This window comes from Ruegeria sp. O6 (genome assembly GCF_056535045.1).
In genome coordinates this window covers 1-25,573 of record NZ_JBQERM010000015.1, presented here as the reverse complement: position 1 = coordinate 25,573, position 25,573 = coordinate 1, and the positions used below count along the sequence as shown (strand labels likewise).

Sequence of the window (25,573 nt, the reverse complement as noted above, 5' to 3'; positions counted from 1 at the left end):
GAGAGTTCACATGACAAAACACGTGCTTCGAACATTCGCGTCGACCGTGGCGATTGGCGCCAGCCTGTTGGCGACGCAGGTTTTGGCCAAATCCGACATCACCATCGCCATGCAGTTGGAACCCCCGCATCTGGATCCGACCAGCGCCGCAGCTCAGGCCATCGATTCGGTTGTCTACACCAACATCTTCGAAGGTCTGACCCGTTTCATGGGCGACGGCTCGGTCGTGCCCGGCCTTGCGGAAAGCTGGGAGATTTCCGAAGACGGCAAAACTTATACCTTCAAACTGCGCGACGGCGTGACCTTCCATGACGGCACGACTATGGATGCCGAGGATGTCAAATTCAGCCTTGACCGGGCCACGGCCGAGGACAGCGCCAACGCGCAGAAAGCTCTGTTTGCAGGGATCGAAAGCGTCGAGGCCGTGGATCCACTGACGGTCAGGATCACCCTGGCCGATCCGAACGGCAACTTCCTGTTCAACCTTGCCTGGGGTGACGCGGTGATCGTCGCGCCCGAAAGCATCGAGAACATCAAGACAAACCCGGTTGGTACAGGTGCATTTACCTTTGGCGACTGGGTTCAGGGCGACAGCATAACACTGAACCGCAACCCCAATTATTGGGGCGATCAACCCGCTTTAGAGACTGCGACGTTCAAATTCATCTCAGACCCGACCGCCGCTTTCGCGGCCATGATGGCCGAAGACGTGGACGTGTTCGACAACTTCCCGGCACCGGAAAACCTGCCCCAGTTCGAGGCTGACCCGCGGTTTCAGGTTCTGGTTGGATCGACCGAGGGGGAAACGATCCTGTCCACCAACAACAAACAGCCGCCATTCGATGATATTCGGGTCCGGCAGGCGTTGGCCCATGCGATTGACCGGCAGGCCATCATCGACGGCGCCATGTTCGGGTACGGCACCCCTATCGGCACGCATTTTGCGCCACACAACCCCGCTTATGTCGATCTGACGGGCCAGTCCGCGTATGATCCCGAAAAGGCCAGGGCTTTGCTGGCAGAGGCGGGATTTGAAAACGGGTTCGAGACAACTCTGCACTTGCCACCGCCATCTTATGCGCGCCGGGGCGGTGAAATCATCGCCGCACAGCTGGCCGAGGTCGGCATCACGGCCGAGATCATCAACGTCGAATGGGCCCAGTGGCTGGAATCGGTGTTCAAGGGCAAGGAATTTGGTCTGACCATCGTCAGCCATACCGAACCGATGGATATCGGCATCTATGCGCGGCCCGACTATTACTTCCAGTATGACAGCATCGACTTTCAGACGCTGATGGAGACGCTGAACACCACCACCGACCCCGAGGAACGGACCCGTCTTCTGGGTGAGGCACAGCGCCTCATCTCGAACGATTATGTCAATGGGTACCTGTTCCAGCTGGCCAAGCTAGGCGTCGCCAAGGCCGGTGTTCAGGGCCTGTGGGAGAACGCACCGACTGCGGCAATCGACCTGACCGCCATTTCCTGGTCTGAATGACATCAGTTTGCTGGGCCTGCTTATCGGGCCCAGTTTCACCATTGCGAAATGCGTTTCTAACGATCATGAAAAGCTTGTTTGCAGGTTTCGTTCTTTTGCTTTTCGCGTCTGTCCTTCCAGGCGCTGTTTTTGCGCAGGGCTTGTTCCAAGGGCAGCAGGATACGCTGGTGGGAACCCCGGACAACCCGCTGAAAGTCGGGGTTGGTATCAAGATCGACCAGATTACCGGTGTCGATCAGCAATCCGAAAACTATGGTGCCGTGGTTGTACTGCGGTTCGAATGGACAGACCCGGAGCTGGCGTTTGATGCGGAAAGCCTTGGTCGTGATTTTCGGGTTTTTGAACCGCCCGCTTTCGTGAAATACGCCGCTGAGCTGGATGTGGTAACCCCGGCTTTTGTTATCCATAACCAACAGTCCAATCGATGGATTCATGAATCCGCAGTTGCCGTGCGTCATGATGGTCATGTGACTTTTGTCGAAAAATCCTCGCTGACCTTGCAGGCTCCGCATTTCAACTTTCGCAAATACCCGTTCGATACGCAGGAATTTCACTTCGAGGTCGTATCGGTGTTTCCTTCGCAATTCGTTCACTATCACTCGCTTGATGAATACTCCGGCCTGGGTGATATGCTGGGCGAAGAGGAATGGATACTTGGCAATGCCAGGGCTCTGACGTCAACGACGACCGGTTTGTCAGGAAACGAAAGCGACCGGGTCGAACTTGTCTTCGAAGGCACCCGGCACCTGACATATTACACCATCCGCATATTCCTGCCGATGCTGGTGCTGATCACGGTAGGATGGGCGCTTTTCTTTCTGGATGAATACCGAAAACGGATCGAGATCGCAGGCGGCAACCTGTTAGTCTTTGTGGCCTTCAACTGGGCCATTTCCGCTGACTTGCCCAAGCTTGGCTATCTGACGTTTCTGGACTTCATTCTGCAATGCATGTTCCTGATGACAGGAACGATTATCGTCTTCAGCGTGATGTTGCGTAAATTGAAAGTTTCCGGTCGGGAAGAGACGGCCAGAAAGCTCGACAATTACGCGATCAAATGGATTTACCCGTTGGGATATGCCGCCATCATCGGCTATGCCGTCGTTGTCTTTCTGATGACGTCTTAGGCGCTGAACCCCACAACTATGTGGTTCTGAAATCGCGTGTATAGCTTTGGCTACCGGCTGTTCTGACCCTTGTCGGCGCAGCAGGACGGCGTGGCGGACACCGCGCGCTGAAAGCAACAGTAACAAAAAATCGCAAGATTAAGCATGCACCGCTGATTGTCGTGGTGTCTGATTCAACACAACAGATGTCGGATTCTAGAGTATCCAAATTCGGTTTTTTCGCGGATTCTGAAAAAAAAGGTCCGATTCATGCGATACTCTGGTTTCAAAGTCATCAAAGAGGCTCTTACCGGGCACAAAGGGTGGACACCGGCCTGGCGCGAGCCGGAGCCCAAGCCACATTACGACATTGTGATCATCGGCGGTGGCGGTCATGGCCTTTCAACGGCGCATTACCTGTCAAAGGTATTTGGCCTCCGCAATGTGGCGGTGATTGAAAAAGGCTGGATCGGTGGCGGCAATGTCGGGCGCAATACAACCATTATCCGCTCGAATTATTTGCTGGACGGCAACGAACCTTTCTACGAGTTCTCGCTGAAACTGTGGGAAGGTCTTGAGCAGGACGTAAACTATAACGCGATGGTCAGCCAGCGCGGGATCATCAACCTGATCCACACAGACGCCCAGCGCGACGCCTTTACGCGACGTGGCAACGCCATGATCCTGAACGGCGCGGATGCCGAGCTGCTGGATGCCGAACAGGTGCGCAAGGAATACCCATTCCTGAACTTCAACGATGCCCGGTTCCCGATCAAGGGCGGGCTGGCCCAGCGGCGCGGCGGCACGGTTCGGCACGACGCGGTGGCCTGGGGATATGCCCGGTCGGCGGACAGCCACGGTGTCGATATCATCCAAAACTGCGAAGTGACCGGTTTCCGGATCGAAAACGGAAGATGTCTGGGCGTTGAAACCTCGAAAGGGTTCATTGGCGCAGGCAAGGTTGGCTGTGCCGTGGCCGGAAATTCAGGGCGTGTCATGGGCATGGCGGGTATGCGGTTGCCAATCGAAAGCCATGTCCTGCAAGCCTTCGTTTCAGAAGGTCTGAAGCCGGTTCTGCCTGGGGTCATCACCTTTGGCGCGGGGCATTTCTATGTCAGTCAATCCGACAAGGGCGGGCTGGTCTTTGGTGGCGATATCGACGGGTACAATTCGTACGCACAACGCGGCAACCTGCCCGTGGTCGAAGATGTCTGCGAGGGCGGCATGGCCCTGATGCCGATGATCGGTCGCGCGCGCCTGCTGCGGATGTGGGGCGGGATCATGGATATGTCCATGGATGGATCGCCCATCATCGACCGGACCAGCATCGATGGCCTCTATTTCAATGGCGGCTGGTGTTACGGCGGGTTCAAGGCAACTCCGGCGTCGGGGTATTGCTTTGCGCATCTGCTGGCAAAGGATGAACCGCACCCGACCGCAACCGCCTACCGGTTCGACCGGTTCCGCACTGGTCGCATGATCGACGAAAAAGGTATGGGCAACCAGCCCAACCTGCACTGAGGGGAGCAGCACCATGATCATCCATCATCCCTTGCTGGGCCCGCGTGACAGTTCCGAATTCGTCTATCTGGGAGACGCTTCGCTGATCAACAGGCCCGACTGGCAGGCCGAAAACGCGGCCGAAGCGTTTTATGACTACGCCTATCTGCGCGACAATCCAGCTGGCGAACACCGCGAGTTGTGGTTCCACGAGGGGGGCGACCGTTCCTGGTTGGTCGTGACCCGCAATACCGCGACACATGAGATTTCCAAAGTGGAACTGGCCCGTGACGTGGCCCGGGCACAGGGGCGCTCCAAATGACTCAAGACAACAGGCTGAGCGGCGGTCAGATCGACCGCACCAAAACCCTGAACTTCAAATTCGACAACCGCAGTTACACTGCGCATCCGGGCGATACGCTGGCCTCGGCCCTTCTGGCCAATGGCGTGCGCCTGATGGGCCGGTCGTTCAAATACCATCGCCCGCGTGGCGTGCTGACTGCCGGTTCGGAAGAACCCAATGCCCTTGTCGAGCTGCGCACCGGCAACCGTCAGGAACCCAACACCCGTGCCACGACCGTTGAGATGTTCGAGGGGCTTGAGGCCCATTCCCAAAACCGCTGGCCCAGCCTGAAATTCGATGCTCTGGCGATCAACGACAGATTCTCGACCTTTCTGACGGCGGGGTTCTACTACAAAACCTTCATGTGGCCTGCTGCGTTCTGGGAAAAGCTGTACGAGCCGATGATCCGCCGCGCTGCGGGACTTGGGTCGTTGTCGATGCAGGAAGACCCCGATGAGTATGACAAAGGGTTCCGGCATTGCGATCTGCTGATAATCGGCGCGGGTCCAGCCGGATTGATGGCGGCACTGACTGCGGGCCGGGCCGGTTCCGAGGTCATTCTTGCGGATGAGGATTTCGCACTTGGTGGGCGGCTCAACAGTGAAACCTTTTCGCTGAACGACGGTGATGCGACCGAATGGGTTAAGCAGAGTGTCGCTGAACTGTCAGCAATGCCCAACGTCCGCCTGATGCCGCGCACGACCGTGATCGGTGCCTTTGATCACGGCATCTATGGTGCAGTTGAGCGGACGGGCGATCATCTTGCTTCTCTGCCTTCCGGTAAACCGCGCCAGATACTCTGGCGCATCTACGCCAAACGCGCCCTGTTATGCGCTGGCGCGACCGAGCGGCCCATCGCGTTTGAAAACAACGACAGGCCTGGCATCATGCTGGCAAGTGCTCTGCGCACCTATGCCAATCGGTTTGCAACCACGGCGGCGCAACGTGTCGCCATCTTTACGAACAACGATGACGGCCACCGCACAGCTGCGGATCTGCACGCAAAAGGTATCAGGATTGCTGCCGTCGTCGACGTTCGTGACGACGCTCCGACCAGCCATGACTATGAGGTTCTGCGGGGCGCGCAGGTCAGGGACACCAAAGGCCGACTGGGGCTGACCTTTGTCGAGGTTGAGCTGGCAGACGGGTCGTCGCGCACGCTGGACTGCGGGGCGCTTGGCGTTTCGGGTGGCTGGAACCCCAACGTGCATCTGACCTGCCATCAACGGGGGCGTCCCGCGTGGAACGAAGATCTGGCGGCCTTTGTCCCCGGAGCGGACTTGCCGCCTGGGCTGTCCGTCGCGGGGGCGGCAAATGGTGTGATGTCCACCCATGGCGCCCTGCAATCCGGGGCAGAAGGCGCGGCGCAGGCGCTGGGCCTGAAAGGCCCGCTGTCCGATCTGCCTAAGGCCGAGGATAACCCGATCTCGCAGAAACCGTTCTGGTATGTTCAGGGTTGCAGCCGCGCGTGGCTGGATCAGCAGAACGACGTGACCGTCAAGGATGTGAAGCTCAGCCATCAGGAAGGGTTCCGCTCGGTCGAGCATTTGAAACGCTATACCACGTTGGGCATGGCTACAGATCAGGGCAAGACATCGAACATGGGCGGGCTTGCGATCATGGCCGAGCTTGCGGGTAAGTCCATTCCGGAAACCGGCACCACGATCTTCCGCCCGCCCTATACGCCCGTTCCGATTGCAACCTTTGCTGGCCGGATGAAAGGCAAGGAGTTTCATCCCACTCGCCTTACCCCGTCACATTACTGGGCCAAGGAACGCGGCGCGGTGTTTGTCGAGGTCGGCAATTGGCTGCGCGCGCAGTGGTTCCCGCTGCCCGGTGAAACCCATTGGCGGGAATCCGTGGACCGTGAGGTGCGCCAGACCCGTGCCTCGGTCGGGGTGTGCGACTGCACCACGCTTGGAAAGATTGATGTTCAGGGTGCGGATGCGGCGGATTTCCTGAACAGGGTCTATTGCAACGGATTTGCTAAACTGGCCGTCGGCAAAACCCGCTATGGGCTGATGTTGCGCGAAGACGGAATTGCGATGGATGACGGCACCGCCGCGCGTCTGGCCGAGGATCATTTCGTGGTCACCACCACAACAGCCAATGCGGTCAAGGTCTACCAGCATATGGAATTTGTCCGGCAATGCCTGTTCCCGGACATGGATGTGCAGCTGATCTCGACCACCGAAGCCTGGGCACAATACGCGGTAGCCGGACCCAATTCGCGCAAACTGCTGCAAAAGATCGTGGATCCCGAGTTCGACATCTCGAACGAAGGCTTCCCGTTCATGGCTTGCGGCAACATCACCGTATGCGGCGGGTTGCGGGCGCGGTTGTTCCGGATTTCCTTCTCGGGCGAATTGGCCTTTGAAATCGCGGTTCCATCGCGATACGGCGACGCGCTGATGCGGCGTTTGATGCAGGAAGGCGAAGAGTTCGATGTCGTACCATACGGCACCGAAGCGCTGGGCGTCATGCGGATCGAAAAGGGTCACGCCGCAGGCAACGAGTTGAACGGAACCACCACCGCCCTGAACCTTGGAATGGGTCGGATGGTATCCAAGAATAAAGACAGCATCGGCTCAATCCTGTCCGAGCGTGAAGGGCTGAACGAACCAGACGCTTTGATGATGGTTGGCATCAAGCCTGTGAACGCTGGCGACAAGGTAACCGCCGGAGGGCATCTGATGGATGCCACGGGTCCCGTGGATGCTGCCCATGATCAGGGCTATGTCACATCGGCGGCATTTTCGCCGTCGCTGGACAGCCATATCGGCCTTGGCTTTTTGAAAAACGGCGGCACACGTCAGGGCGAAAAGATGCGCCTTGTGTCACCAGTGACCGATCTGACGGTCGAGGTTGAAATCGTCTCGGCCCATTTCGTCGACCCCGAGGGAGAACGGCTCCGTGCATGATCTTGTAGCAATAACCGCGCTGGGTGGAACCGAACCCAAGATCGACAGGGTCGGAAGCGTGACCTGTACCGAAACTCCGGGTGTGGCGCTGGCCTCGGTCGCCGCTCGGCTGGGTCGGGAAGACAAAACCCGGAATGCCGTATCCCAAGTGATCGGAGCGGAAACGCCTGCCGTCGGGCAATTTACCGGCGGGCCGATCGTTGCCTTCTGGACCGGGCCTGATCAATGGATGATCGAAACGCCCTTTGAGACACATGAAGATCTGGCGCATCTGGTGAAAGAACGCACTGGGGACAACGCATCGGTTTCCGAACAGACAGACGCATGGGTCAGGTTTGATCTGGACGGAGAAGGCGTGTTGGCAGTGCTGGAATTGCTAAGCAATCTGGATTGCCGAAAGATGGCGGTTGGAGCCGCATCCCGCACGTCTATCCATCACCTGGGGTGTTTCGTCCTGTGCCGTGCTTCTGGTTCGTTCAGTATTTACGGGCCAAGATCGTCTGCCGGGTCACTGCATCATGCGATTGTGGCCGCAATGAAATCGGCGCTTTGAGGGCAAGATCAGCTTGAGGGCAGCGGAGCGTTATCTTCGACCCGAAACCGGTTGATCCGTCGCCGGTCCTCGCTGGGGCTCAAACCAAAGGCAGATCGGTAGTGCGTCACCAACGGCGTGACCGAACTGTATCCGATGGCCGCGGCAATGTCGGCAATTGGGTCCTTGGTGTAGACAACCATCTGACGGGCCGCCTTCATCCGCATGGAGCGGAAATAATGGCTGGGGCTTTGCCCTGTGGCCTGTTTGAAGGCGCGCTCGATCTGGCGGGGGGTGACGCCCGTTTGATCCGCTATGTCCGCGATCGAGATCGGATTGCCGATACGGCTTGCGAACAGGTCGACACATCGTGCCACAAGCGGCGGCAGCTTTTCACCCGTGGCAGGTTTGCTTGCACTGGGCACCTGTTGCTGAACACCTTCCCCTCGCATCATCGGATGCTGGAACCAGCAGGCCACCTCATGCGCGACTTCGCCGCCCAACCGGTCCTGAATCAGATGCAGGGCGAGATCAAACGCGGCCGCCGCCCCGGCCGCAGTATACCGCGTGGCATCCGACACGATCACTTCGCGCCGTGCATCGATCTGTGGAAACTCGGCCAGAAACGCGGCTTCGTAACACCAGTGCACCGATACCGGATGGCCGGTCATGACCCCCGAGCGCACGAGCGGGAAAACGCCGCCGCTGATACCGCCCAGAATTGTCCCGTGTCGTGACAAAGCCCTCAACGCACCATTCCCCTGGGCAGGGTTTCTGAAGCCCGAGGTCGGACTGCTGAGCAGGAACAGAATATCAATCGGCTTACAGTCTGCGAGGTTGCGTTCAGCCTCAAAACGCACATGAGCGCTGGAGCTGACCTTTCCCCCGTTTTCCGCCACAAGAGACCAGCGAAATGCCTCTTGCCCGGCGATCTCATTTGCAGCGCGCAGCGGTTCGATGACCGAGGTCAGGCAAGCCATCGGAAAGCCATCGAACAGCAGAAACCCGATCTCAATTCTATTTTCTGTCAGCATGAGCGCTACACTATCAGTAAATCCTGGTTCGGCCCGGATTGCTCCTTGGCCGCTCTGGCCTGCGGAAACGGTTCGAACAAGTGTAGCAAAACTCGGAACGTGCGAAATCGAAAAAACGCGCAACAAACATGGTGAAAATCGGGGTCAGGTCCTGCATTCGGATTGACAGGCGGAAAGGAACAAAGGTTGCGCAGCGCCATTTGCCGGTCTGCCGGTGCCGTAGATGCTGGACCCGTGACGGCTGAGACCCTAACGTAGCCTCAATGCTTCGCTATACCCTTAGACGACTGATCTCATTGCTTGCCAGCCTTGCCGTCGCCTCGGTGGTCATCTTCGCCGTGATCGAGGTCGCGCCGGGGGACCCGGCATCGTTCATGCTGGGTGTCAACGCACAAGAGGATACGTTGGCCGCGCTGCGGGCTGAACTGGGTCTGGATGGATCCAGGGTACAGCGGTATTTCAACTGGGTCGGGGGGATGGTGGCCGGAGATTTCGGCACCTCGTACACCTATCGCACACCGGTGTCGCAGATGATTGCGGACCGGTTGTGGGTATCGTTGCCCTTGGCTTTGTATGCGCTCACGCTGTCCACGCTGATCGCCTTTCCCGCCGGAATCTATGCCGCCGCGCGCCGGGGCAAGCCCGGGGATCTGGCGGTGATGGGGGCGACACAGCTTGGTATCGCTGTGCCCAATTTCTGGTTCGCGATGATGCTGGTGCTGATCTTCGCCATAAACCTGCGCTGGTTCAATGCCGGTGGGTTTGTTGGCTGGGGCGAGGGCCTTTGGGCGGGGCTGCGTTCGCTGACTTTGCCCGCCATTGCGTTGGCCCTTCCTCAGGCCGCGATCCTGGCCCGCGTCATGCGGTCCGCGCTGCTGGATATTCTGGGCGAGGATTTCATGCGCACCGCGCGGGCTAAGGGATTGTCGCGTCGTCAGGCTCTGTGGCGGCACGGGGTGCGGAACGCGCTGATCCCCGTGCTGACGATCATCGGCTTGCAGTTTTCCTTCCTGCTGGCCGGGTCGATCATCATCGAACAGGTGTTCTACCTGCCCGGCCTCGGGCGGTTGGTGTTTCAGGCCATTTCGGCCCGCGATCTGATCGTGGTTGAATCGGTGGTGATGCTGCTGGTCTTTGCGGTGATCACCGTGAATTTTCTGGTGGACCTGGCCTACGCAGCCGTTGACCCACGGTTGAGGAGCCGGTCATGAGCCGCAACCTGATCCTTGGCGCAGCGCTGTCGTCGCTGGTGGTGCTGGCGGCGCTGATCTCGTTTGTCTGGACACCCTACGACTATGCCGCGCTGGATATCCCCAACAAACTTCAGACGCCCGATGCACAACACTGGTTTGGAACAGATCACTTCGGCCGCGACATGTTCTCGATGATCATGGTCGGTGCACGCACTTCGATTGCGGTGGCTCTGGTGGCCGTGGGGATTGGCATGGCGCTGGGCGTACCCCTTGGCCTGACAGCCGCCGCACGCAAAGGGTCGTGGTTGGATGAGGTGATCATGCGTGGCAACGATCTGGTCTTTGCCTTTCCCTCGCTGGTCATCGCCATCCTGATCACGGCTGTGTTCGGTGCCGGTGCCATCAACGCGATCATTGCGATCGGTATTTTCAACATCCCCGTCTTTGCCCGCATCACCCGAGGGGCCGCATTGTCGCTGTGGGAGCGCGAGTTCATCCTTGCCGCCCGTGTGTCGGGCAAAGGTGCCGCACGGATATCAGCCGAACACATCCTGCCCAATGTCGCCAACTTGCTGATCGTTCAGGGCACCATCCAATTTTCGCTGGGCATACTGGCCGAGGCGGGCCTGTCCTATGTCGGTCTGGGCGCGCAACCTCCGACGCCCAGTTGGGGCCGGATGCTGGCGGACGCCCAGACTATGGTCAGTTTTGCCCCGCATTTGGCTCTGATTCCGGGCTTGGCGATTATTGTCACGGTATTGGGTTTGAACCTGCTGGGTGATGGTCTGCGCGACTGGCTGGACCCAAGGATCAGGGTGGCGCGGGCATGACGTTGCTGCAAGTCGAAAACCTGTCCCTGTCGATCCACGGGGTGCCGATCCTGAAACAGGTCAACTTGTCCATCGACCCGGGCCAGATCGTGGCGGTGACAGGTGAAAGCGGCTCGGGCAAATCCATGACAGCACTGGCTGTGATGCAGCTTCTGCCAAACGGGGCAACGGCAGACGGCGTAATCCGACTGGATGGCACTGACCTGCTTTCCGAATCCGAGGCCGAGATGTGCGCCTTGCGTGGCGCGTCCATCGGGATGGTATTTCAGGAACCGATGACGGCGCTCAACCCGGTGAAAACAATCGGCGATCAGGTGATGGAGACCATCCTGATCCACAAGGCGATGCCTCCTGCTCAGGCCCGGACCCGCGCCGCAGAGGTTTTGACCCGGGTTGGCCTGCCACCCGACAGGTTTCCTCTGTCGCGCTATCCGCATGAGCTGTCGGGCGGGCAGCGTCAGCGTGTGGTCATCGCAATGGCCATCGCATTGCGCCCAAGGCTATTGATCGCGGATGAGCCGACTACGGCGCTGGATGTCACCACGCAGGCGCAGATCCTTGATTTGCTGAAAGGGCTGGTTCGCGAATATGATATGGGCCTGCTGATGATCACCCATGATCTGGCTGTGGTCTCGGACATGGCCGATCAGATTGTCGTCATGCGTCACGGCGAGGTCGTCGAAAGTGGCGCGACGCGAAACCTGTTTCGAGATATGCAGCACCCCTATACCCGTATGTTGTTCGAAGCTTCGGGTCATCAGGTCACCCTGCCTGAACCTACACAGCAACGCCCGCTTCTGGAGGTTTCGCAGGTCGTCCGGGATTACCGCCTTCCCCGCAAAGGTCTGCTGGATGCGCCGCGCCACCACCGCGCGGTGGATGGTGTCAGCTTTACCCTCAACCGAGGGGAGCGTTTAGGGCTGGTGGGCGAGTCCGGTTGCGGAAAATCGACCCTAACACGGGCTATTTTAGGGTTGGAAGAGATCCAATCTGGTCAGATTATGCTGGATGGTCAGCCGGTTTTCACCGGCCACAGGCCCAACCTTGCGGTACGTCGCAAGATGCAGGTCGTGTTTCAGGACCCCTATGGCAGCTTCAATCCCCGCCACCGTGTCGCGCGCCTGATTACAGAACCTTTTCACCTGTTGGAAACGCCACCAAAGGGGTCCGAACGCCAGGACCGGATTGCAGAGATGCTGACGGCAGTGGGCCTCGGCCCTGATGATGCGGGCAAATACATTCACGAGTTTTCGGGCGGGCAACGCCAGCGGATCGCTATTGCCCGCGCTCTGATCATTCGGCCGGAACTGATCCTGTTCGATGAGGCGGTTTCAGCCCTCGACGTATCGGTGCGCGCCCAAATCCTCGATCTGCTTGCCGAACTCTGCGAGGCTTATGATCTGACTTACCTGTTCATCAGCCACGATCTGAGTGTGGTGCGCACCATCACCGATCATGTTCTGGTGATGCAATCCGGACGAATTGTCGAACATGGCAAGACCGAACAGGTATTCTTGGACCCGCAGCATCCCTACACGCAAACCCTGATCGCCGCCGCGCCCCAATTGCCTGAAATCGGGAAGTTATTGGCGTAAAACCATTTGTTAGAGCCTGAACGGAGGCCAAAATGACCCAACCACTCTGGTTTGATCCCACCCTGTGCCTGATTGGCGGAAACTGGATACCTGCGACATCAGGCGACTCATTGCCTTTGACCAACCCGTCAGACGGGACCGAGATATGCAGGATTGCACGCGGCTCGGGTGTGGATATTGACGCGGCGGTCGCCGCCGCCAGAACTGCGTTAAAGGGCGACTGGGGGCGCAAGACGGCCTTGGAGCGTGGGCGCATCCTGACCCGGCTGGGCCAGCTGGTGTTGGAACGGGTGGACGATCTGGCGCGGCTTGAGGCGATGGATGTGGGCAAGCCCCTGACGCAGGCCCGCGCCGATGCCATCGCGCTGGCGCGCTATTGTGAGTTCTACGGGGGTGCAGCGGACAAGGTGATGGGTGAGACCATTCCCTATCTCGATGGCTACACCGTCTATACACTGCGCGAACCCCATGGGGTGACAGGCCACATCGTGCCCTGGAACTATCCGATGCAGATTATCGGGCGCTCGGTCGGGGCCGCGGTGGCCATGGGCAACGCCTGTGTTCTGAAACCGGCAGAGGAGGCCTGCCTGACCGCGCTGGCCTTTGCCCATCTTGCACAGCAAGCGGGTCTGCCAGCAGGTGCACTGAATGTTGTGCCCGGTCTGGGGGCCGAGGCCGGAGCCGCACTGTCCGGGCATCCGGGGGTCAACCATATCTCGTTCACTGGTTCGGTCGCCACGGGGGCCCTGGTGCAGCAGGCCGCGGGGCGCAATGTAGTGCCTGTGACGCTGGAACTGGGCGGAAAATCCCCCCAGCTGGTGTTTGATGATGCCGATCTGGATGCCGCCCTGCCGTTTCTGGTGAATGCGGGCATTCAGAACGCAGGACAGACCTGCTCGGCCTCCTCCCGCATTCTGGTACAGCGCGGCGTCTATGATCAGGTCAAATCCCGCATGGCCGAGGCCTATGAACAGCTCAGCGTTGGACCCGCGATGCAGGATCTTCGCGTTGGACCGCTGATTTCCGAGCGGCAAAAGCAGATCGTAAACAGTTTTCTGGACAAAAGCGCCGATCTGACCATTGCGGCAGAAGGGACGATCATAGTGGAGGCGCCGGAAACCGGGGCTTATGTCCGGCCCACCTTGTTTGCGGACGTGCCACCGGATCACCCGCTCGCCCGTGATGAAATCTTCGGCCCGGTCCAGGTTCTGATCCCGTTCGACACCGAAGAACAGGCTCTAATGATAGCCAATAGCACTGACTACGGTCTTGTCGCCAGCGTCTGGACACGTGACGGTGCGCGGCAGATGCGGTTGGCAAAAGGGCTGCACGCGGGTCAGGTGTTCCTCAACAACTATGGGGCAGGTGGCGGCGTTGAACTACCTTTTGGCGGCGTGGGCAAATCCGGCCATGGCCGCGAGAAAGGCTTTGAGGCGCTTTATGGCTTTTCGCAACTCAAGACAGTGGCTGCCCATCACGGGTAACAGCGCCCCGGTCTGTCAGATCAACGTTTCTTTCGCGCATATGCGCGAAAGAACAATCTCCTTGATCTCTTTAAGGGAATGGGCAACGGACAATCCAAAGGGCGGTTGGTATCAGTGATTTGTCGTCTCAAGTCACTTTTGAAGCAAAGACCGTTCGGGTCAGGACCAGAAAATCGCAATGAAGGACCCGGGTGGCGCTTGGCATTCCCGCTCTGTTCTGGATTGTCGGCCTCCTGCTTGTAAAAGCGTCGAAACCAAAAGCGGGCGTCTCAACGCCGCTATTACGCGCGCTTTTCACCGATCGAGGTTACGCCCAGAACATCCAGCACCCTGGCTTCGATCTGCTCGGCATTCATACCCGCAACGGCATACATGTCCGCGGGGCTGGCCTGATCGATGAAGATGTCAGGCAAGACCATCGAGCGGTATTTCAAGCCCCGATCAAAAACACCCTCATCCGCCAGAAGCTGTGCCACATGGCTGCCAAACCCGCCAACAGCGCCTTCTTCGATGGTGATCAACGCCTCATGATCCGCAGCCAGATTCAGGATCAGATCGCGATCCAGCGGCTTGGCAAAGCGGGCGTCTGCGATTGTTGGGCTAATGCCTTTGGCGGTCAGAGACTCGGCTGCTTTCTGAACTTCAGCCAGCCGCGTGCCAAAAGACAAAAGTGCGACGCGCGCGCCTTTCCGGATCATGCGGCCTTTGCCGATCTCCAGTACCTCACCGCGTTCGGGCAAGTCCACTCCGACACCTTCGCCGCGCGGATAGCGGAAGGCAATCGGCCCTTCATCATGCGCGACAGCGGTTGCCACCATGTGCATTAATTCCGCCTCATCCGCGGCGGCCATGACGACCATGCCCGGCAGATTGGCCAAATAGGCAATATCGAACGACCCGGCATGGGTGGCACCGTCAGCCCCCACCAAACCCGCGCGGTCAATGGCAAACCGAACGGGCAAGCGCTGGATTGCGACGTCATGCACAACCTGGTCGTACCCCCGCTGCAGAAAGGTCGAATACATGGCGCAGAATGGCTTCATCCCCCCTGCCGCCAGCGCAGCCGAGAAGGTCACGCCGTGCTGCTCGGCAATCGCCACATCGAAACAGCGCGACGGGTACCGTTCGGCAAACAGGCCCAACCCGGTGCCATCTGGCATCGCGGCAGTCACCGCAACGATCTTGTCATCGCGCGCGGCGGCATCCACCAGAGCCCTGCCAAAGACAGACGTGTAAGAAGGCGCGTTTGAAGGGGCCTTTTTCTGCTCGCCCGTAACCACATCGAATTTGGCTGTCGCGTGGCCTTTGTCGCGGGCCTGTTCGGCTGGTGCGTACCCTTTGCCCTTCTTGGTCAAGACGTGGATCAGGATCGGCCCGGTTGCCCGCGCCTTGACGGTGCGCAGAACCGGCAACAGCTGATCCAGGTCATGCCCATCAATAGGCCCGAGATAGGAAAACCCGAGCTCTTCGAACAGGGTTCCGCCCACGGCCATGCCTTTCAGCATTTCCTTGGCGCGTTTGGCCCCTTCGCGGAACGGTTCTGGCAAAAGTGAAACAGCGCCCTTTGCGGCGGCTTTCAGATCGTGGAATGGCGCCTCGGCGTAGATTCGGGACAGATAGCTGGACAGGGCACCAACAGGGGGGGCGATGCTCATCTCATTGTCATTCAGAATGACGATCAGGCGTTTCTTCAGGTGACCTGCGTTATTCATCGCCTCAAAGGCCATGCCTGCGGACATCGATCCATCACCGATCACGGCAATGGCGTCGCCCAACCCTTCAGGGGTTACACCGCCCAGATCACGCGCCACGGCAAAACCCAGTGCAGCACTGATCGAGGTGCTGGAATGCGCGGCGCCAAACGGGTCATAGGGGCTTTCACTTCGTTTGGTGAAACCGCTCAGGCCATCTTTCATGCGCAGCGTGCGAATGCGGTCGCGCCGTTCGGTCAGGATTTTGTGCGGATAGCACTGATGGCCCACATCCCAGATGATCTTGTCGCGCGGCGTGTCGAAAACAGCGTGCAGCGCGGTTGTCAGTTCCACAACACCCAGACCCGCGCCCAGATGCCCACCGGTGACAGAAACCGCCGAAATCGTCTCGGCCCGCAATTCCTGCGCAACCTGATGCAGCTGCGCGTCCGAGAACCGCTTGAGATCAGCGGGGCGGTTCACAAGGTCCAGCAGGGGCGTTTTGGGGCGGTCAGACATTTGGCGCGTTCCTGGCTTAGCTGTCCCGGGCAATAACGAAGCGAGCGGCTTCCTTCAAGGTTTCTGCCGTTGGGCCATACCCGTCCAGTGCGGCGCAGGCCTGATCAACAAGTTCACTGGCGCGGGTTCTGGCAGCATCCAAACCCAGAAGCGATACGAAAGTGGCCTTTCCCGCATCCGCATCTTTCTGAAGACGTTTGCCTGCCTTTGCAGCATCACCTTCAACATCAAGGATGTCGTCTGCAATCTGAAAAGCAAGACCAAGGGCTCGGGCATATTGGCGCAAGGGCTCTGGATCCGCTTTCGCCAGACGCGCACCCGCACAGGAGGACCATTCGATCAAAGCGCCCGTTTTGCCGCCCTGAAGCTGTGTTATCGCATTCAGCGTCAGAGGCTCAGAAGCGGTTTCCGCCGCGATATCAAGCGCCTGCCCCAAAACCATACCTTGCGCACCGCTTGCCCTGGCCAGTGTCAGTGCCAGATCAACGCGAATTTCTGCATCTCCAACCTCCGGCCGGGTACACAGCTCAAAGGCCAGTGTTTGCAGCGCGTCCCCGGCAAGTACAGCCGTGCCTTCATCCCATTTCACATGCACCGTGGGGCGTCCGCGCCGCAGATCGTCGTCATCCATGCAGGGCAGATCGTCGTGAACCAGCGAATAGGCGTGCAGGGCCTCTATCGCGGTCGCGGGCCAGATCGCGCGGGACTCGTCGATTTGGTGCAGGCGCGCACTTTCCAGAACCAGAAACCCGCGCAGCCGCTTACCGCCCCGGGTGGCGTAGGCCATTGCCCGTGTCACATCCAGATCGTCCAGCGCGCCCATTATCAGGTCAAAATGATCCTGAAGGCGCGCCGCGTCCTGCGCCAGTCTTTCCTGAAACATTTACTGACCTTCGACAGGTGTGGTCCCGGTCGGTTGGCCATTCGCGTCCAGAGTGATCGCGGCCACTTTTTCCTCGGCCCGCTTCAACTCGTCCTCGCAACGTTTTTTCAAAGCGGCCCCGCGTTCATAAAGCGCAATCGACTGATCCAGCGCCACGTCGCCGCGCTCAAGCTGACCAACCACGGTCTCAAGCTCTTTCATGGCCTGCTCGAATGTCATCTGCTCAACTGGGGTATCGGTCATCGTGCTGCCTTCATCAGTTCTTCCACATGGGCGCGTGTCGCCTCGGCCAGTGCGTTCAGATCATACCCGCCCTCCAGAGTCGAGACGATACGGCCCTGACACACCTCATCGGCTATCCCGCACAGCTCTGCCGTGATCCAGGCGAAATCGCCAGTCGACCAGTTCAGATTGGCCAGAGGGTCGTCCTGATGCGCATCGAACCCGGCAGAGATGATGATCAGCTCCGGCCGGAACGCCCGCAGGCGCGGAAAGGCCTGCGTTTCATAGGCGGAACGCATCTCAACCCCGCCGGTGCCCGGGGCCAGCGGGATATTCAGAACGTTATCGTAAGCGCCTGCCTCGTCCGGGCGGCCCGATCCGGGCCATAACGGCATCTGCTGGCTGGTGATCACAAGGGCCCGATCTTCATCCCACAGCAGATCCTGCGTGCCGTTGCCATGATGAACGTCGAAATCGACCACAGCGACCCGCTTCAGCCCGTGGTAATCCAGCGCGTGTTTCGCAGCCAGCGCCGCGTTGCCAAACAGGCAGAACCCCATGGCTTTCTCGGCTTCGGCATGGTGCCCAGGTGGGCGAATGGCACAAAATGCGTTCGGTGCCTCACCGCCCAAAACCAGATCAACGGCCCGCACCGCCGCACCCGCCGCGCGATAGGCCGCATCCACGGAACCCGGCGACATGAAGGTGTCCCCGTCGATCTGCGCAAACCCGTCAGTGGGGCGCGACGATCTGATGTCGCGGATATGGCTTTCGGGATGAACACGCAGCAAATCATCGTCTGCCGCCAGCGGAGCGGTCACGCGCTTCAGATCCAGCCCCTCCAGCGCGTGCAGGATATGCTCCAGCCGCGCCACCTGTTCCGGATGACCCTGGGGTGTGACATGTCCAAGGCAATCGGCATGTGTCAAAAGGGCGGTTTTCATCGGGATCCCATCTTCATCTGGCTAAAAATATCCTCGCCGAAGGCATTAATCGCCGCGCAGCGGCTCATTCAATCGGGTGCCAGCATATAGCCTGCGCCCCGGACTGTCTGCAGATACCGGGGCTGTTTCGGGTCCTGTTCGATCTTCCGGCGCAGGCGGGTGATCTGCACGTCCACGGCACGTTCTTGCGCCTGTCCTTTATCCCGGCCCAGATCTTCCACCAGTTTTGCACGGCTGATCGGCTCGCCAGGTTGGGCCGAGAAAATTTTCATCAGCTGGCTTTCGGTTGCCGTCAGGCGGACCGGCATTTCGCCCTGCCACATTTCACCACGTTCAATGTCATACCGGATGGGACCAAGATGCAGGATCTTCGCCGCTGTTTCCTCGGCCGGGGTTTCCGGCATTCGGCGCAGGATCGCATTGATCCGCAGCAACAACTCTTTCGGCTCGAAAGGTTTGGCGAGATAATCATCCGCCCCGGCTTCAAGCCCTGCAATCCGATGCTCGGTCTCGCCCTTGGCGGTCAACAACAGGATCGGTGTCGTATGGGTGTCACGCAGTGATCTGGTCAGACTGACGCCATCTTCGCCCGGCATCATCACATCCATGACGATCATGTCGAAATCCAATCCCGACAGAACCCGCCGCGCATGGGCCGCATCCCGTGCCGCTGTCACCAGAAACCCGTTTCGCATCAGGAATTTCTTGAGCAGATCGCGAATGCGTTCGTCATCATCAACAATCAGCAGATGGGCATCCATTTCGCTCATGAACTTGTATCCCGCAATTTCGTATAGGCATGACGCATATCAGCATCCATCATTGCTTCAAGTACTTTGCGAAACCCGGCCACGGCCTCGGGACCGGCATCCTTGAAGGCTGCGCGCATTCTTGTTCGTTGCGCATCGGACAACGTGGCCTCCAACGTTTCGCCCTTCTCCGTCAGAAATAGGTGCCGTTCGCGTTTGTCCACGGTTCCGACCCGGCTTTCCACCAGACCATCCTCGATCAATGTCCGAAGAACCCTGTTCAGAGACTGTTTTGTAACCCCGAGGATCGCCAGCAAATTGTTCACCGTGGTGCCCGGCGCACGGTTGATAAAATGGATCGCGCGGTGATGGGCGCGGCCATAGGCCATCTCGGACAGGATACGATCAGGATCCGCGGTAAAGCCACGATAGGCAAAGAACATGGCCTCGATCCCCTGCCGCAACTGTTCATCCGTCAAAAACAACAGGCTCTCGCCCCCATATCGCGGGGCTGGGCGGATTTCGGACATATCATGCCTCATTCGTTACTCGGGTTTGACTTTATGTCAGCGTTATTGACATTCCAAGGGCGGAGCGGTATCGAATCGCAGTTTTTGCGCAACATTGTGTCCGCATCGGACCTAAGTAGCGCAACAATCGGAAATTTAACCCGGTTCAGGAGGTTTCGCATGGCGGGGTATGATGATCGTGACGGTGTCATCTGGATGGATGGCAAGCTGGTGCCCTGGCGCGATGCCAATGTGCATATTCTGACCCACGCGATGCACTATGCCTCATCCGTGTTCGAGGGGGAACGCGCTTACAACGGCAAGATCTTCAAAAGCCGCGAACATTCCAAACGTCTTATCGCCAGCGCTGAGGCGCTGGACATGCCGATGCCTTACACTGTCGATCAGATTGAAGCGGCCAAGGAAGAGACCCTGAAAGCCAGTGGCCTTCAGGATGCCTATGTCCGCGCATTGGTCTGGCGTGGGTCTGGCGAAGACATGGGTGTGGCATCGGCCGGCAACCCAGTACGTATGGCCATCGCGGTCTGGCCCTGGGGCGCTTATTATGGCGACGCCAAGATGCAGGGCGCAAAACTGGACATCGCCGAATGGAAACGCCCCAGCCCGGAAACCATCCCGGTTCACGCCAAGGCAGCGGGCCTTTACATGATCTGCACCATTTCCAAGCACAAGGCCGAAGCCAAGGGATGCTCGGACGCGCTGTTCATGGACTGGCGTGGTTATGTGGCCGAAGCAACAGGTGCCAACGTGTTCTTCGTCAAGGATGTCGAGGTTCACACCCCGCTGGCGGATTGCTTCCTGAACGGCATCACCCGTCAGACCGTCATTCAGATGCTGAAGGATAAAGGCATCACTGTGCATGAGCGGCGCATCAAGCCCGAAGAAATGGCTGATTTCGAACAGTGCTGGCTGACCGGAACCGCGGCCGAGGTCACTCCGGTCGGGCAAATCGGAGATTACACTTTCGAAGTCGGCGACCTGACCCGCGAAATCGCAGAAGATTACGAAAAACTGGTCCGCTCGTAATAACTTGCAAAACCCCGCTTCGGCGGGGTTTTTGTTGCAGATCGTGCAAATTGTCGTGCAAAGCGTTCCGTGATCTGGACGATCGGATCAGTTCCCGTATCTTCACCCCATGTTGGACCTTCTCAGCGATATTCTCACCCGTCTGTCCCTGCGTGGCACGTTCTACTTCCGCACCTCGTTCACACCACCTTTTGGTATTCAGGTGCCGGAATTCGAAAACGTCGCGCGGTTTCATTTTGTTCAACGGGGTGAGCTCAAGGTCCATGTCTCATCCACCGGGGAAACGTTGCGGCTGCGGCAGGGGGATCTGATCCTGATCCCTCATGGGGCGCCACATGCGTTGTTGTGTGCCGAGGTCAGGCCACCGGATGCGCTCCCTCTGGAGCAGGTTCTTGAGATTGCCGGCTACAAGGGCGATGGCGTCCTTGTCTATGGCGGTGCAGACGAGGACCGGGACACGCAACTGATCTGCGGTCATTTTTCTTTCACCGGCCCGGCAGGGCGAAAAGGCACCGGGCATATGCTGATCGACCGCCTGCCACCCTACATCCTGATCGAGAATTATGGCGAAGAGGCCGGATCGTGGATGGAATCGACCCTGCGCATGATCGGATCCGAAGTGTCCGGGGCCCGTATTGGCGGTGATCTGATTGCGCTTAAGCTGTCCGAAGTTCTGTTTGCGCAGGCGATCCGAACCTATCTGGAACGGCAAAGCCCCCAGGACACCGCCCTTGCGGGCTTTGCGGATACGCGCATCTCACGCGCTTTGGCGGCGTTCCACCAAGCGCCAGCGCAAGACTGGAGCGTTGCAACACTGGCACGCGAATCCGGCATGTCGCGCACAGCCTTTTCTCAGTTATTTGCCCAGAAGATGGGCACGACGCCGATGCAATACCTCACCGACTGGCGCATGCAGATTGCGTGCCATGGCCTAACAGAGGCACGATGGAACGTCGCAGATGCAGCAGCCGAAGTTGGATATGCCTCTGAAGCCGCGTTCTCCCGTGTTTTCAAGAAGCAGGTCGGCTTGTCACCAGCCGCATACAGGTCCATGCACTAATACGCCAAGAATTCCGTACGATCTGCAAGATTTTTGAAACGATCGAGAATTCAGCGTTCGGGTCAGGCTTTCTATCTTTCTTTCATCACTGATTGAAAAGAGGAAAATCCTATGTCCCTGCGTTTCGTTACCCGCTCTGTCCACGCGTATCTGGATTATCCGGTTGCCATTGCCCTGATGACACTGCCATTCCTGCTGGGATTGGGTCAGTCCAACCCGCTGGCGCTGTGGCTTTCGGTTGTCACCGGCGTCGCCGCCTTTGTCCTGACAGTTCTGACCGACCATCATCTGGGAATTTGGCGCGTTCTACCTTACAAGTTTCACCTGGCCGTGGACCTGATTGTCGGCATCACCTTTCTGTTTGCACCCAGTGTACTGGGGTTTTCAGGATTGGATGCGGCGTTCTACTGGCTGAACGGTGCGGCTGTGGTTCTCGTCATCTCGCTCAGCGCGCCCGAGCAGGAAGTCGCTGCCTGAGCGCTGTTCCTCAGCACTGGCAAATTTGTCCAAATACTACCGAAATAGCTGAGCCGCCCGTTTTGCAAATCGGCGGCTCAGAGCAGAGAAGCGTGTTGACCGGTCGGGCGAATTTACTTGAAAAAGCCGACTGAATTCATCAGATTTATCCCTGCGCGGGGTGAGGTCACAGATGACAGACACGCTTGACGAAATCATGGCCCGACATGATGCGCTGGTTGCGTGCGGGTGCAATTGTTGCGAAGGCGACTATTGCGCCTATGCCGACCGCCAGAACCGGGACACAGCAACCGCTGAAGAAGCTCGCACACAAGGCACCGCCCATCAACGCAAGTCGTTGCGATATATTTTTGAAACTGTGCGAAGCGGCAGAGGATAGCAGCGCAGCAGTTTAGGCTGCGCTGTTGCAAGGTTCAGAAATCCACCCCGCGCTGGGCTTTGATTCCCGCCTGGAACGGGTGTTTTTCTTCGGTCATCTCGGTGACCAGATCTGCATAATCACGCAGCGCCTGCGGTGCGTCACGGCCTGTCAGGAACACACTCGTCTTGTCCGAACGCGCGTTCAGCCCGTCTATCACCTGCTCGACCGAGAGATATTCATAGCGAAGCGCGATGTTGATCTCGTCCAGAACCACCAGATCGTATTCGCCACTTGCCATAAGGGCGCAAGCCTTGTCGAAGGCGGCGTTGGCGGCTGCAATGTCGCGCTCGCGGTCTTGTGTGTCCCAGGTAAACCCCTCACCCATCGTGTGCCAGGTGACCAGATCACGTTCTTCGAAGAAACGGCGCTCGCCGGTTTTCCACTTGCCCTTGATGAACTGCACCACGGCGACCTTCTGACCCCAACCAAGCGCGCGGATGACCACGCCAAAGGCCGCAGATGACTTGCCTTTGCCCTTGCCGGTATTGATCAGAACAAGGCCGCGTTCGGGGTCGACGGCCTCGGACACTTTCTTGCGGTGCTGGGCCTGCACCTTTTGCATCTTTTCCTTGTGATCCTGCGCGTCGCTCATTGGGGAACCTCTTTGATTGTCCGGCCCAACCTAGGGAAAGAATGCAAAAGGTAAAGTCACGCTTTGGGGTCCGTGACAGAACGCGCCTTGCCACGCTCAAGCCCCAGCTGGTGTTCGCGCCAGATCACAACAACATTGCCTGCGATCACCAATGCGGCCCCGATCAGGATCGCAACGGTGGGCAATTCATCAAACGCGAAATAACCGATCACAATCGCAAAAAGCATTGTTGCATAGTCATAAGGTGCCAGCATCGATGCCTGTCCAAACCGATACGAGGACGTGACCAAGATCTGTGCAACTCCGCCAATCAGCCCCATGGTGATCAGTATTAGAGCCTGATTCAGTGTAGGCATTGTCCATCCCCAGATCGCCGTCAGCGCCGAAAGCAGCGTCGCTGTCAGCGAGAAATAGAACACGATTGCGGCAGGGTGATCGACCTTGACCAGTTGGCGGATGTGGATCTGCACAAAGGCCCGGGCAAAGGTCGCGCCCAGTACGCATAGCGCTCCGATGGTTGCAGCCGTTTCCATCTGAGTGCTGCCAAGCCGGGGCCAGATCATGATCATCACGCCAAGCAACCCAAGTGCCACGGCACCGATGCGAATCATGCGGATGCGCTCACCCAGCATCACGGCGGCCAAAATCAGGGTGAAGATCGGCGTGGCGTAACCGATTGCAGTGACTTCGGGCAGCGGCAGCAGGCTAAGGCCGGTGAATGTCAGCCCCATGGCGCTGGTCCCCAGAACCCCGCGCCAGAAATGCCCCATGGGTTTCTTGACGACAAAGCCTTGCGCCAGCTCTCGGCGCGCGGTCAGCCACAGAATGATGACCGGAATAGCAAACAGGGACCGGAAGAACACCAATTGGCCCGGCGGGAATTCGTCAGATAAGGCTTTGACCAGGGCCGACATCGACGTGAAAAGGAACAGCGCGCCAAGCTTCAGCGCCACAGCCAGCAAAGGTCGATGCGATGTTAAGGGTTTTGTCATCGGCGCGACCCTGCGCCTTTGCAGAAAAAAGATCAACGGGGTGGATCAGGTGATGGTCCACGACTTCGGTATCGATGCGCCAATTTCCGCTGCAAAATCCTCAAGGAACTGAAACATTCGGCCCGCCCTTGCCTGCGCAATCTGCTTGCCTGCATCCGTCAGCATGTCGTCCGGCAGGGTCAGCAGCTTAACCTTCCAGTGATCAATCGAATACCGCAGATCGTCCAGCGGGCGCGCTTCTGCGAATGGATCGGCCGGATCATAGAGAACACGCCCCAAAGCACCTGATACAGAAAATGTGCGCGCAATCCCGATGGCCCCCAAGGCGTCAAGGCGATCCGCATCCCTCAGAATCCGCGCCTCGAGCGTTTCGGGTGGGATGTTGGCCGAGAAGCTATGGGCCGCTATCGCATGTTGCGCGGCCTGAACCTGATCGTCGGAAAAGCCCAGTTTTGCCAGAATAGGCCCTGATTCAGCAGCTGACTGGCGTGAGGCAAACAGTCGGTTCGGGTCATTCTTGGGTAGGTTGACCAGATCATGAAGATAACAGGCTGCCAACAGGACGGGGATGTCCACCTGAGCGTCTGCAATGGCCTGAGCATTGGTCCAAACACGATCCAGATGGGCCAGGTCATGGGCCGGATCAGTTTCCATGCGTTGCGCGACAATGGCACGCAAACGCGCGCGCAGATCAGCCGATCCGTCCACGGTTTTCTCCGATCTGACCACGGTGCAGCAGTAGGTGGTCCAGGATGACACAAGCCATCATCGCCTCACCGACAGGAACGGCGCGGATGCCAACACAGGGGTCATGACGGCCCTTGGTGATGATCTCGGTCTCTTCACCGGATTTTGTAATGGTTTTGCGGGTGGTCAGGATCGAAGAGGTCGGTTTTACCGCAAAGCGCACGACAATGTCCTGCCCGGTCGAGATGCCGCCCAGAATCCCACCTGCGTGGTTTGAGCTGTATTGCGGACCATTCTGACCCATGAAGATTTCGTCGGCGTTGGCTTCGCCAGTCAGTTCGGCGGCAGCCATGCCTTCGCCGATCTCGACACCTTTGACAGCGTTGATCGACATCATCGCAGCCGCAAGATCAGTGTCTAACTTGGCGTATATCGGCGCCCCAAGCCCTGCGGGGACACCGCGTGCCACAACCTCGACCACGGCCCCGACCGAGTTGCCGGATTTGCGCAGGTCATCCAGATAGGTCGCCCAATCCCCGGCCGCCTGTTCATCAGGCGCCCAGAACGGGTTCTGTTCAATCTGCGCCCAGTCGAATTTGGCGCGGTCGATCTTGTGCGGACCGATCTGGGTCATGTAGCCGGTGATCTGCACATTCGGCGCAATCTGCCGGATGGCCTCGCGCGCCAGTCCACCCGCGGCCACGCGCGACGCGGTTTCCCGGGCTGAACTGCGCCCTCCCCCGC

The 25,573-nt window shown here is 58.7% G+C and carries 24 protein-coding genes; 13 read left to right on the top strand and 11 right to left on the bottom strand.

The window, feature by feature from the left end:
* Nucleotides 1-10 precede the first annotated feature (10 nt).
* The 6 genes from ACR0DY_RS16655 to ACR0DY_RS16630 all read left to right on the top strand — a co-directional run bounded on the left by ACR0DY_RS16655 (nucleotide 11) and on the right by ACR0DY_RS16630 (nucleotide 7,921).
* Complete coding sequence (locus ACR0DY_RS16655) at nucleotides 11-1,498, top strand: ABC transporter substrate-binding protein (RefSeq protein WP_209505161.1); 1,488 nt, start codon at nucleotides 11-13, stop codon at nucleotides 1,496-1,498.
* A 167-nt stretch (nucleotides 1,499-1,665) separates the two neighbouring features.
* A complete protein-coding gene (locus ACR0DY_RS16650) occupies nucleotides 1,666-2,625 on the top strand; it encodes a ligand-gated ion channel (RefSeq protein ID WP_480482727.1) in 960 nt (319 codons plus the stop codon).
* A 249-nt stretch (nucleotides 2,626-2,874) separates the two neighbouring features.
* On the top strand, nucleotides 2,875-4,125 hold the full coding sequence (locus ACR0DY_RS16645) for a sarcosine oxidase subunit beta family protein (RefSeq protein ID WP_480506552.1): 1,251 nt from the start codon (nucleotides 2,875-2,877) through the stop codon (nucleotides 4,123-4,125).
* A 13-nt stretch (nucleotides 4,126-4,138) separates the two neighbouring features.
* Nucleotides 4,139-4,426 carry a sarcosine oxidase subunit delta gene (locus ACR0DY_RS16640; RefSeq protein ID WP_480482731.1) on the top strand — a complete coding sequence of 96 codons (288 nt, stop codon included), beginning with the start codon at nucleotides 4,139-4,141 and terminating at the stop codon, nucleotides 4,424-4,426.
* Nucleotides 4,423-7,368 (top strand): sarcosine oxidase subunit alpha family protein, encoded by a 2,946-nt coding sequence (locus tag ACR0DY_RS16635; RefSeq protein ID WP_480898753.1) that lies wholly within the window; start codon nucleotides 4,423-4,425, stop codon nucleotides 7,366-7,368. The genes ACR0DY_RS16640 and ACR0DY_RS16635 overlap by 4 nt, the downstream gene beginning before the upstream one ends.
* Nucleotides 7,361-7,921 (top strand): sarcosine oxidase subunit gamma, encoded by a 561-nt coding sequence (locus tag ACR0DY_RS16630; RefSeq protein WP_480482735.1) that lies wholly within the window; start codon nucleotides 7,361-7,363, stop codon nucleotides 7,919-7,921. The genes ACR0DY_RS16635 and ACR0DY_RS16630 overlap by 8 nt, the downstream gene beginning before the upstream one ends.
* An 8-nt stretch (nucleotides 7,922-7,929) precedes the next feature.
* Here ACR0DY_RS16630 and ACR0DY_RS16625 read toward each other — a convergent pair whose 3' ends face one another.
* Nucleotides 7,930-8,934, bottom strand: a complete 1,005-nt coding sequence (locus ACR0DY_RS16625; protein ID WP_480482737.1) for a GlxA family transcriptional regulator — start codon at nucleotides 8,932-8,934, stop codon at nucleotides 7,930-7,932.
* Nucleotides 8,935-9,197: 263 nt separating this feature from the next.
* Here ACR0DY_RS16625 and ACR0DY_RS16620 point away from each other — a divergent pair, with 263 nt between their 5' ends.
* Genes ACR0DY_RS16620 through ACR0DY_RS16605 form a run of 4 tightly spaced genes read left to right on the top strand, consistent with a single transcriptional unit; the run spans nucleotide 9,198 to nucleotide 14,036 of the window.
* Entirely contained in the window at nucleotides 9,198-10,145 is a 948-nt protein-coding gene (locus ACR0DY_RS16620; RefSeq protein ID WP_480482739.1) for an ABC transporter permease, read from the top strand.
* Nucleotides 10,142-10,957: an ABC transporter permease gene (locus ACR0DY_RS16615; protein WP_480487846.1), complete on the top strand. Its 816-nt coding sequence runs from the start codon at nucleotides 10,142-10,144 to the stop codon at nucleotides 10,955-10,957. Before ACR0DY_RS16620 ends, ACR0DY_RS16615 begins: the two co-directional genes overlap by 4 nt.
* Entirely contained in the window at nucleotides 10,954-12,552 is a 1,599-nt protein-coding gene (locus ACR0DY_RS16610; RefSeq protein WP_480546919.1) for an ABC transporter ATP-binding protein, read from the top strand. The genes ACR0DY_RS16615 and ACR0DY_RS16610 overlap by 4 nt, the downstream gene beginning before the upstream one ends.
* A gap of 32 nt (nucleotides 12,553-12,584) precedes the next feature.
* Entirely contained in the window at nucleotides 12,585-14,036 is a 1,452-nt protein-coding gene (locus ACR0DY_RS16605) for an aldehyde dehydrogenase family protein (RefSeq protein WP_480546921.1), read from the top strand.
* 281 nt (nucleotides 14,037-14,317) lie between these two features.
* Here ACR0DY_RS16605 and dxs read toward each other — a convergent pair whose 3' ends face one another.
* The 6 genes from dxs to ACR0DY_RS16575 all read right to left on the bottom strand — a co-directional run bounded on the left by dxs (nucleotide 14,318) and on the right by ACR0DY_RS16575 (nucleotide 19,574).
* Nucleotides 14,318-16,246 (bottom strand): 1-deoxy-D-xylulose-5-phosphate synthase, encoded by a 1,929-nt coding sequence (gene dxs / locus ACR0DY_RS16600; RefSeq protein ID WP_480482747.1) that lies wholly within the window; start codon nucleotides 16,244-16,246, stop codon nucleotides 14,318-14,320.
* A gap of 16 nt (nucleotides 16,247-16,262) precedes the next feature.
* Nucleotides 16,263-17,129 carry a polyprenyl synthetase family protein gene (locus ACR0DY_RS16595; protein ID WP_480546923.1) on the bottom strand — a complete coding sequence of 289 codons (867 nt, stop codon included), beginning with the start codon at nucleotides 17,127-17,129 and terminating at the stop codon, nucleotides 16,263-16,265.
* Nucleotides 17,130-17,372, bottom strand: coding sequence for an exodeoxyribonuclease VII small subunit (locus tag ACR0DY_RS16590; RefSeq protein ID WP_267363166.1), 243 nt, complete (start codon nucleotides 17,370-17,372; stop codon nucleotides 17,130-17,132).
* Nucleotides 17,369-18,295 carry a histone deacetylase family protein gene (locus ACR0DY_RS16585; RefSeq protein ID WP_480546925.1) on the bottom strand — a complete coding sequence of 309 codons (927 nt, stop codon included), beginning with the start codon at nucleotides 18,293-18,295 and terminating at the stop codon, nucleotides 17,369-17,371. The genes ACR0DY_RS16590 and ACR0DY_RS16585 overlap by 4 nt, the downstream gene beginning before the upstream one ends.
* Before the next feature lie 68 nt (nucleotides 18,296-18,363).
* The gene (locus ACR0DY_RS16580) at nucleotides 18,364-19,065 is read right to left on the bottom strand and encodes a response regulator (RefSeq protein WP_209506983.1); all 702 of its coding nucleotides are present in this window, start codon (nucleotides 19,063-19,065) and stop codon (nucleotides 18,364-18,366) included.
* Entirely contained in the window at nucleotides 19,062-19,574 is a 513-nt protein-coding gene (locus tag ACR0DY_RS16575; protein WP_209598920.1) for a MarR family winged helix-turn-helix transcriptional regulator, read from the bottom strand. The genes ACR0DY_RS16580 and ACR0DY_RS16575 overlap by 4 nt, the downstream gene beginning before the upstream one ends.
* Before the next feature lie 159 nt (nucleotides 19,575-19,733).
* Here ACR0DY_RS16575 and ACR0DY_RS16570 point away from each other — a divergent pair, with 159 nt between their 5' ends.
* The 3 genes from ACR0DY_RS16570 to ACR0DY_RS16560 all read left to right on the top strand — a co-directional run bounded on the left by ACR0DY_RS16570 (nucleotide 19,734) and on the right by ACR0DY_RS16560 (nucleotide 22,137).
* Entirely contained in the window at nucleotides 19,734-20,600 is an 867-nt protein-coding gene (locus tag ACR0DY_RS16570) for a branched-chain amino acid aminotransferase (protein WP_480546927.1), read from the top strand.
* Between the two features lie 109 nt (nucleotides 20,601-20,709).
* Nucleotides 20,710-21,660: an AraC family transcriptional regulator gene (locus ACR0DY_RS16565; RefSeq protein WP_480482755.1), complete on the top strand. Its 951-nt coding sequence runs from the start codon at nucleotides 20,710-20,712 to the stop codon at nucleotides 21,658-21,660.
* Between the two features lie 111 nt (nucleotides 21,661-21,771).
* On the top strand, nucleotides 21,772-22,137 hold the full coding sequence (locus tag ACR0DY_RS16560) for an SPW repeat domain-containing protein (RefSeq protein WP_050604526.1): 366 nt from the start codon (nucleotides 21,772-21,774) through the stop codon (nucleotides 22,135-22,137).
* Between the two features lie 413 nt (nucleotides 22,138-22,550).
* Here ACR0DY_RS16560 and cobO read toward each other — a convergent pair whose 3' ends face one another.
* The 4 genes from cobO to aroC all read right to left on the bottom strand — a co-directional run.
* The gene (gene cobO / locus ACR0DY_RS16555) at nucleotides 22,551-23,150 is read right to left on the bottom strand and encodes a cob(I)yrinic acid a,c-diamide adenosyltransferase (RefSeq protein ID WP_480474573.1); all 600 of its coding nucleotides are present in this window, start codon (nucleotides 23,148-23,150) and stop codon (nucleotides 22,551-22,553) included.
* Between the two features lie 56 nt (nucleotides 23,151-23,206).
* Entirely contained in the window at nucleotides 23,207-24,142 is a 936-nt protein-coding gene (locus ACR0DY_RS16550) for a DMT family transporter (protein ID WP_480482758.1), read from the bottom strand.
* A 45-nt stretch (nucleotides 24,143-24,187) separates the two neighbouring features.
* Nucleotides 24,188-24,850: an HD domain-containing protein gene (locus tag ACR0DY_RS16545; RefSeq protein ID WP_480487829.1), complete on the bottom strand. Its 663-nt coding sequence runs from the start codon at nucleotides 24,848-24,850 to the stop codon at nucleotides 24,188-24,190.
* Nucleotides 24,834-25,573 (bottom strand): chorismate synthase (aroC, locus tag ACR0DY_RS16540; protein WP_480898749.1); only part of this gene is annotated, 740 nt, incomplete at its 5' end. The genes aroC and ACR0DY_RS16545, both read right to left, overlap by 17 nt.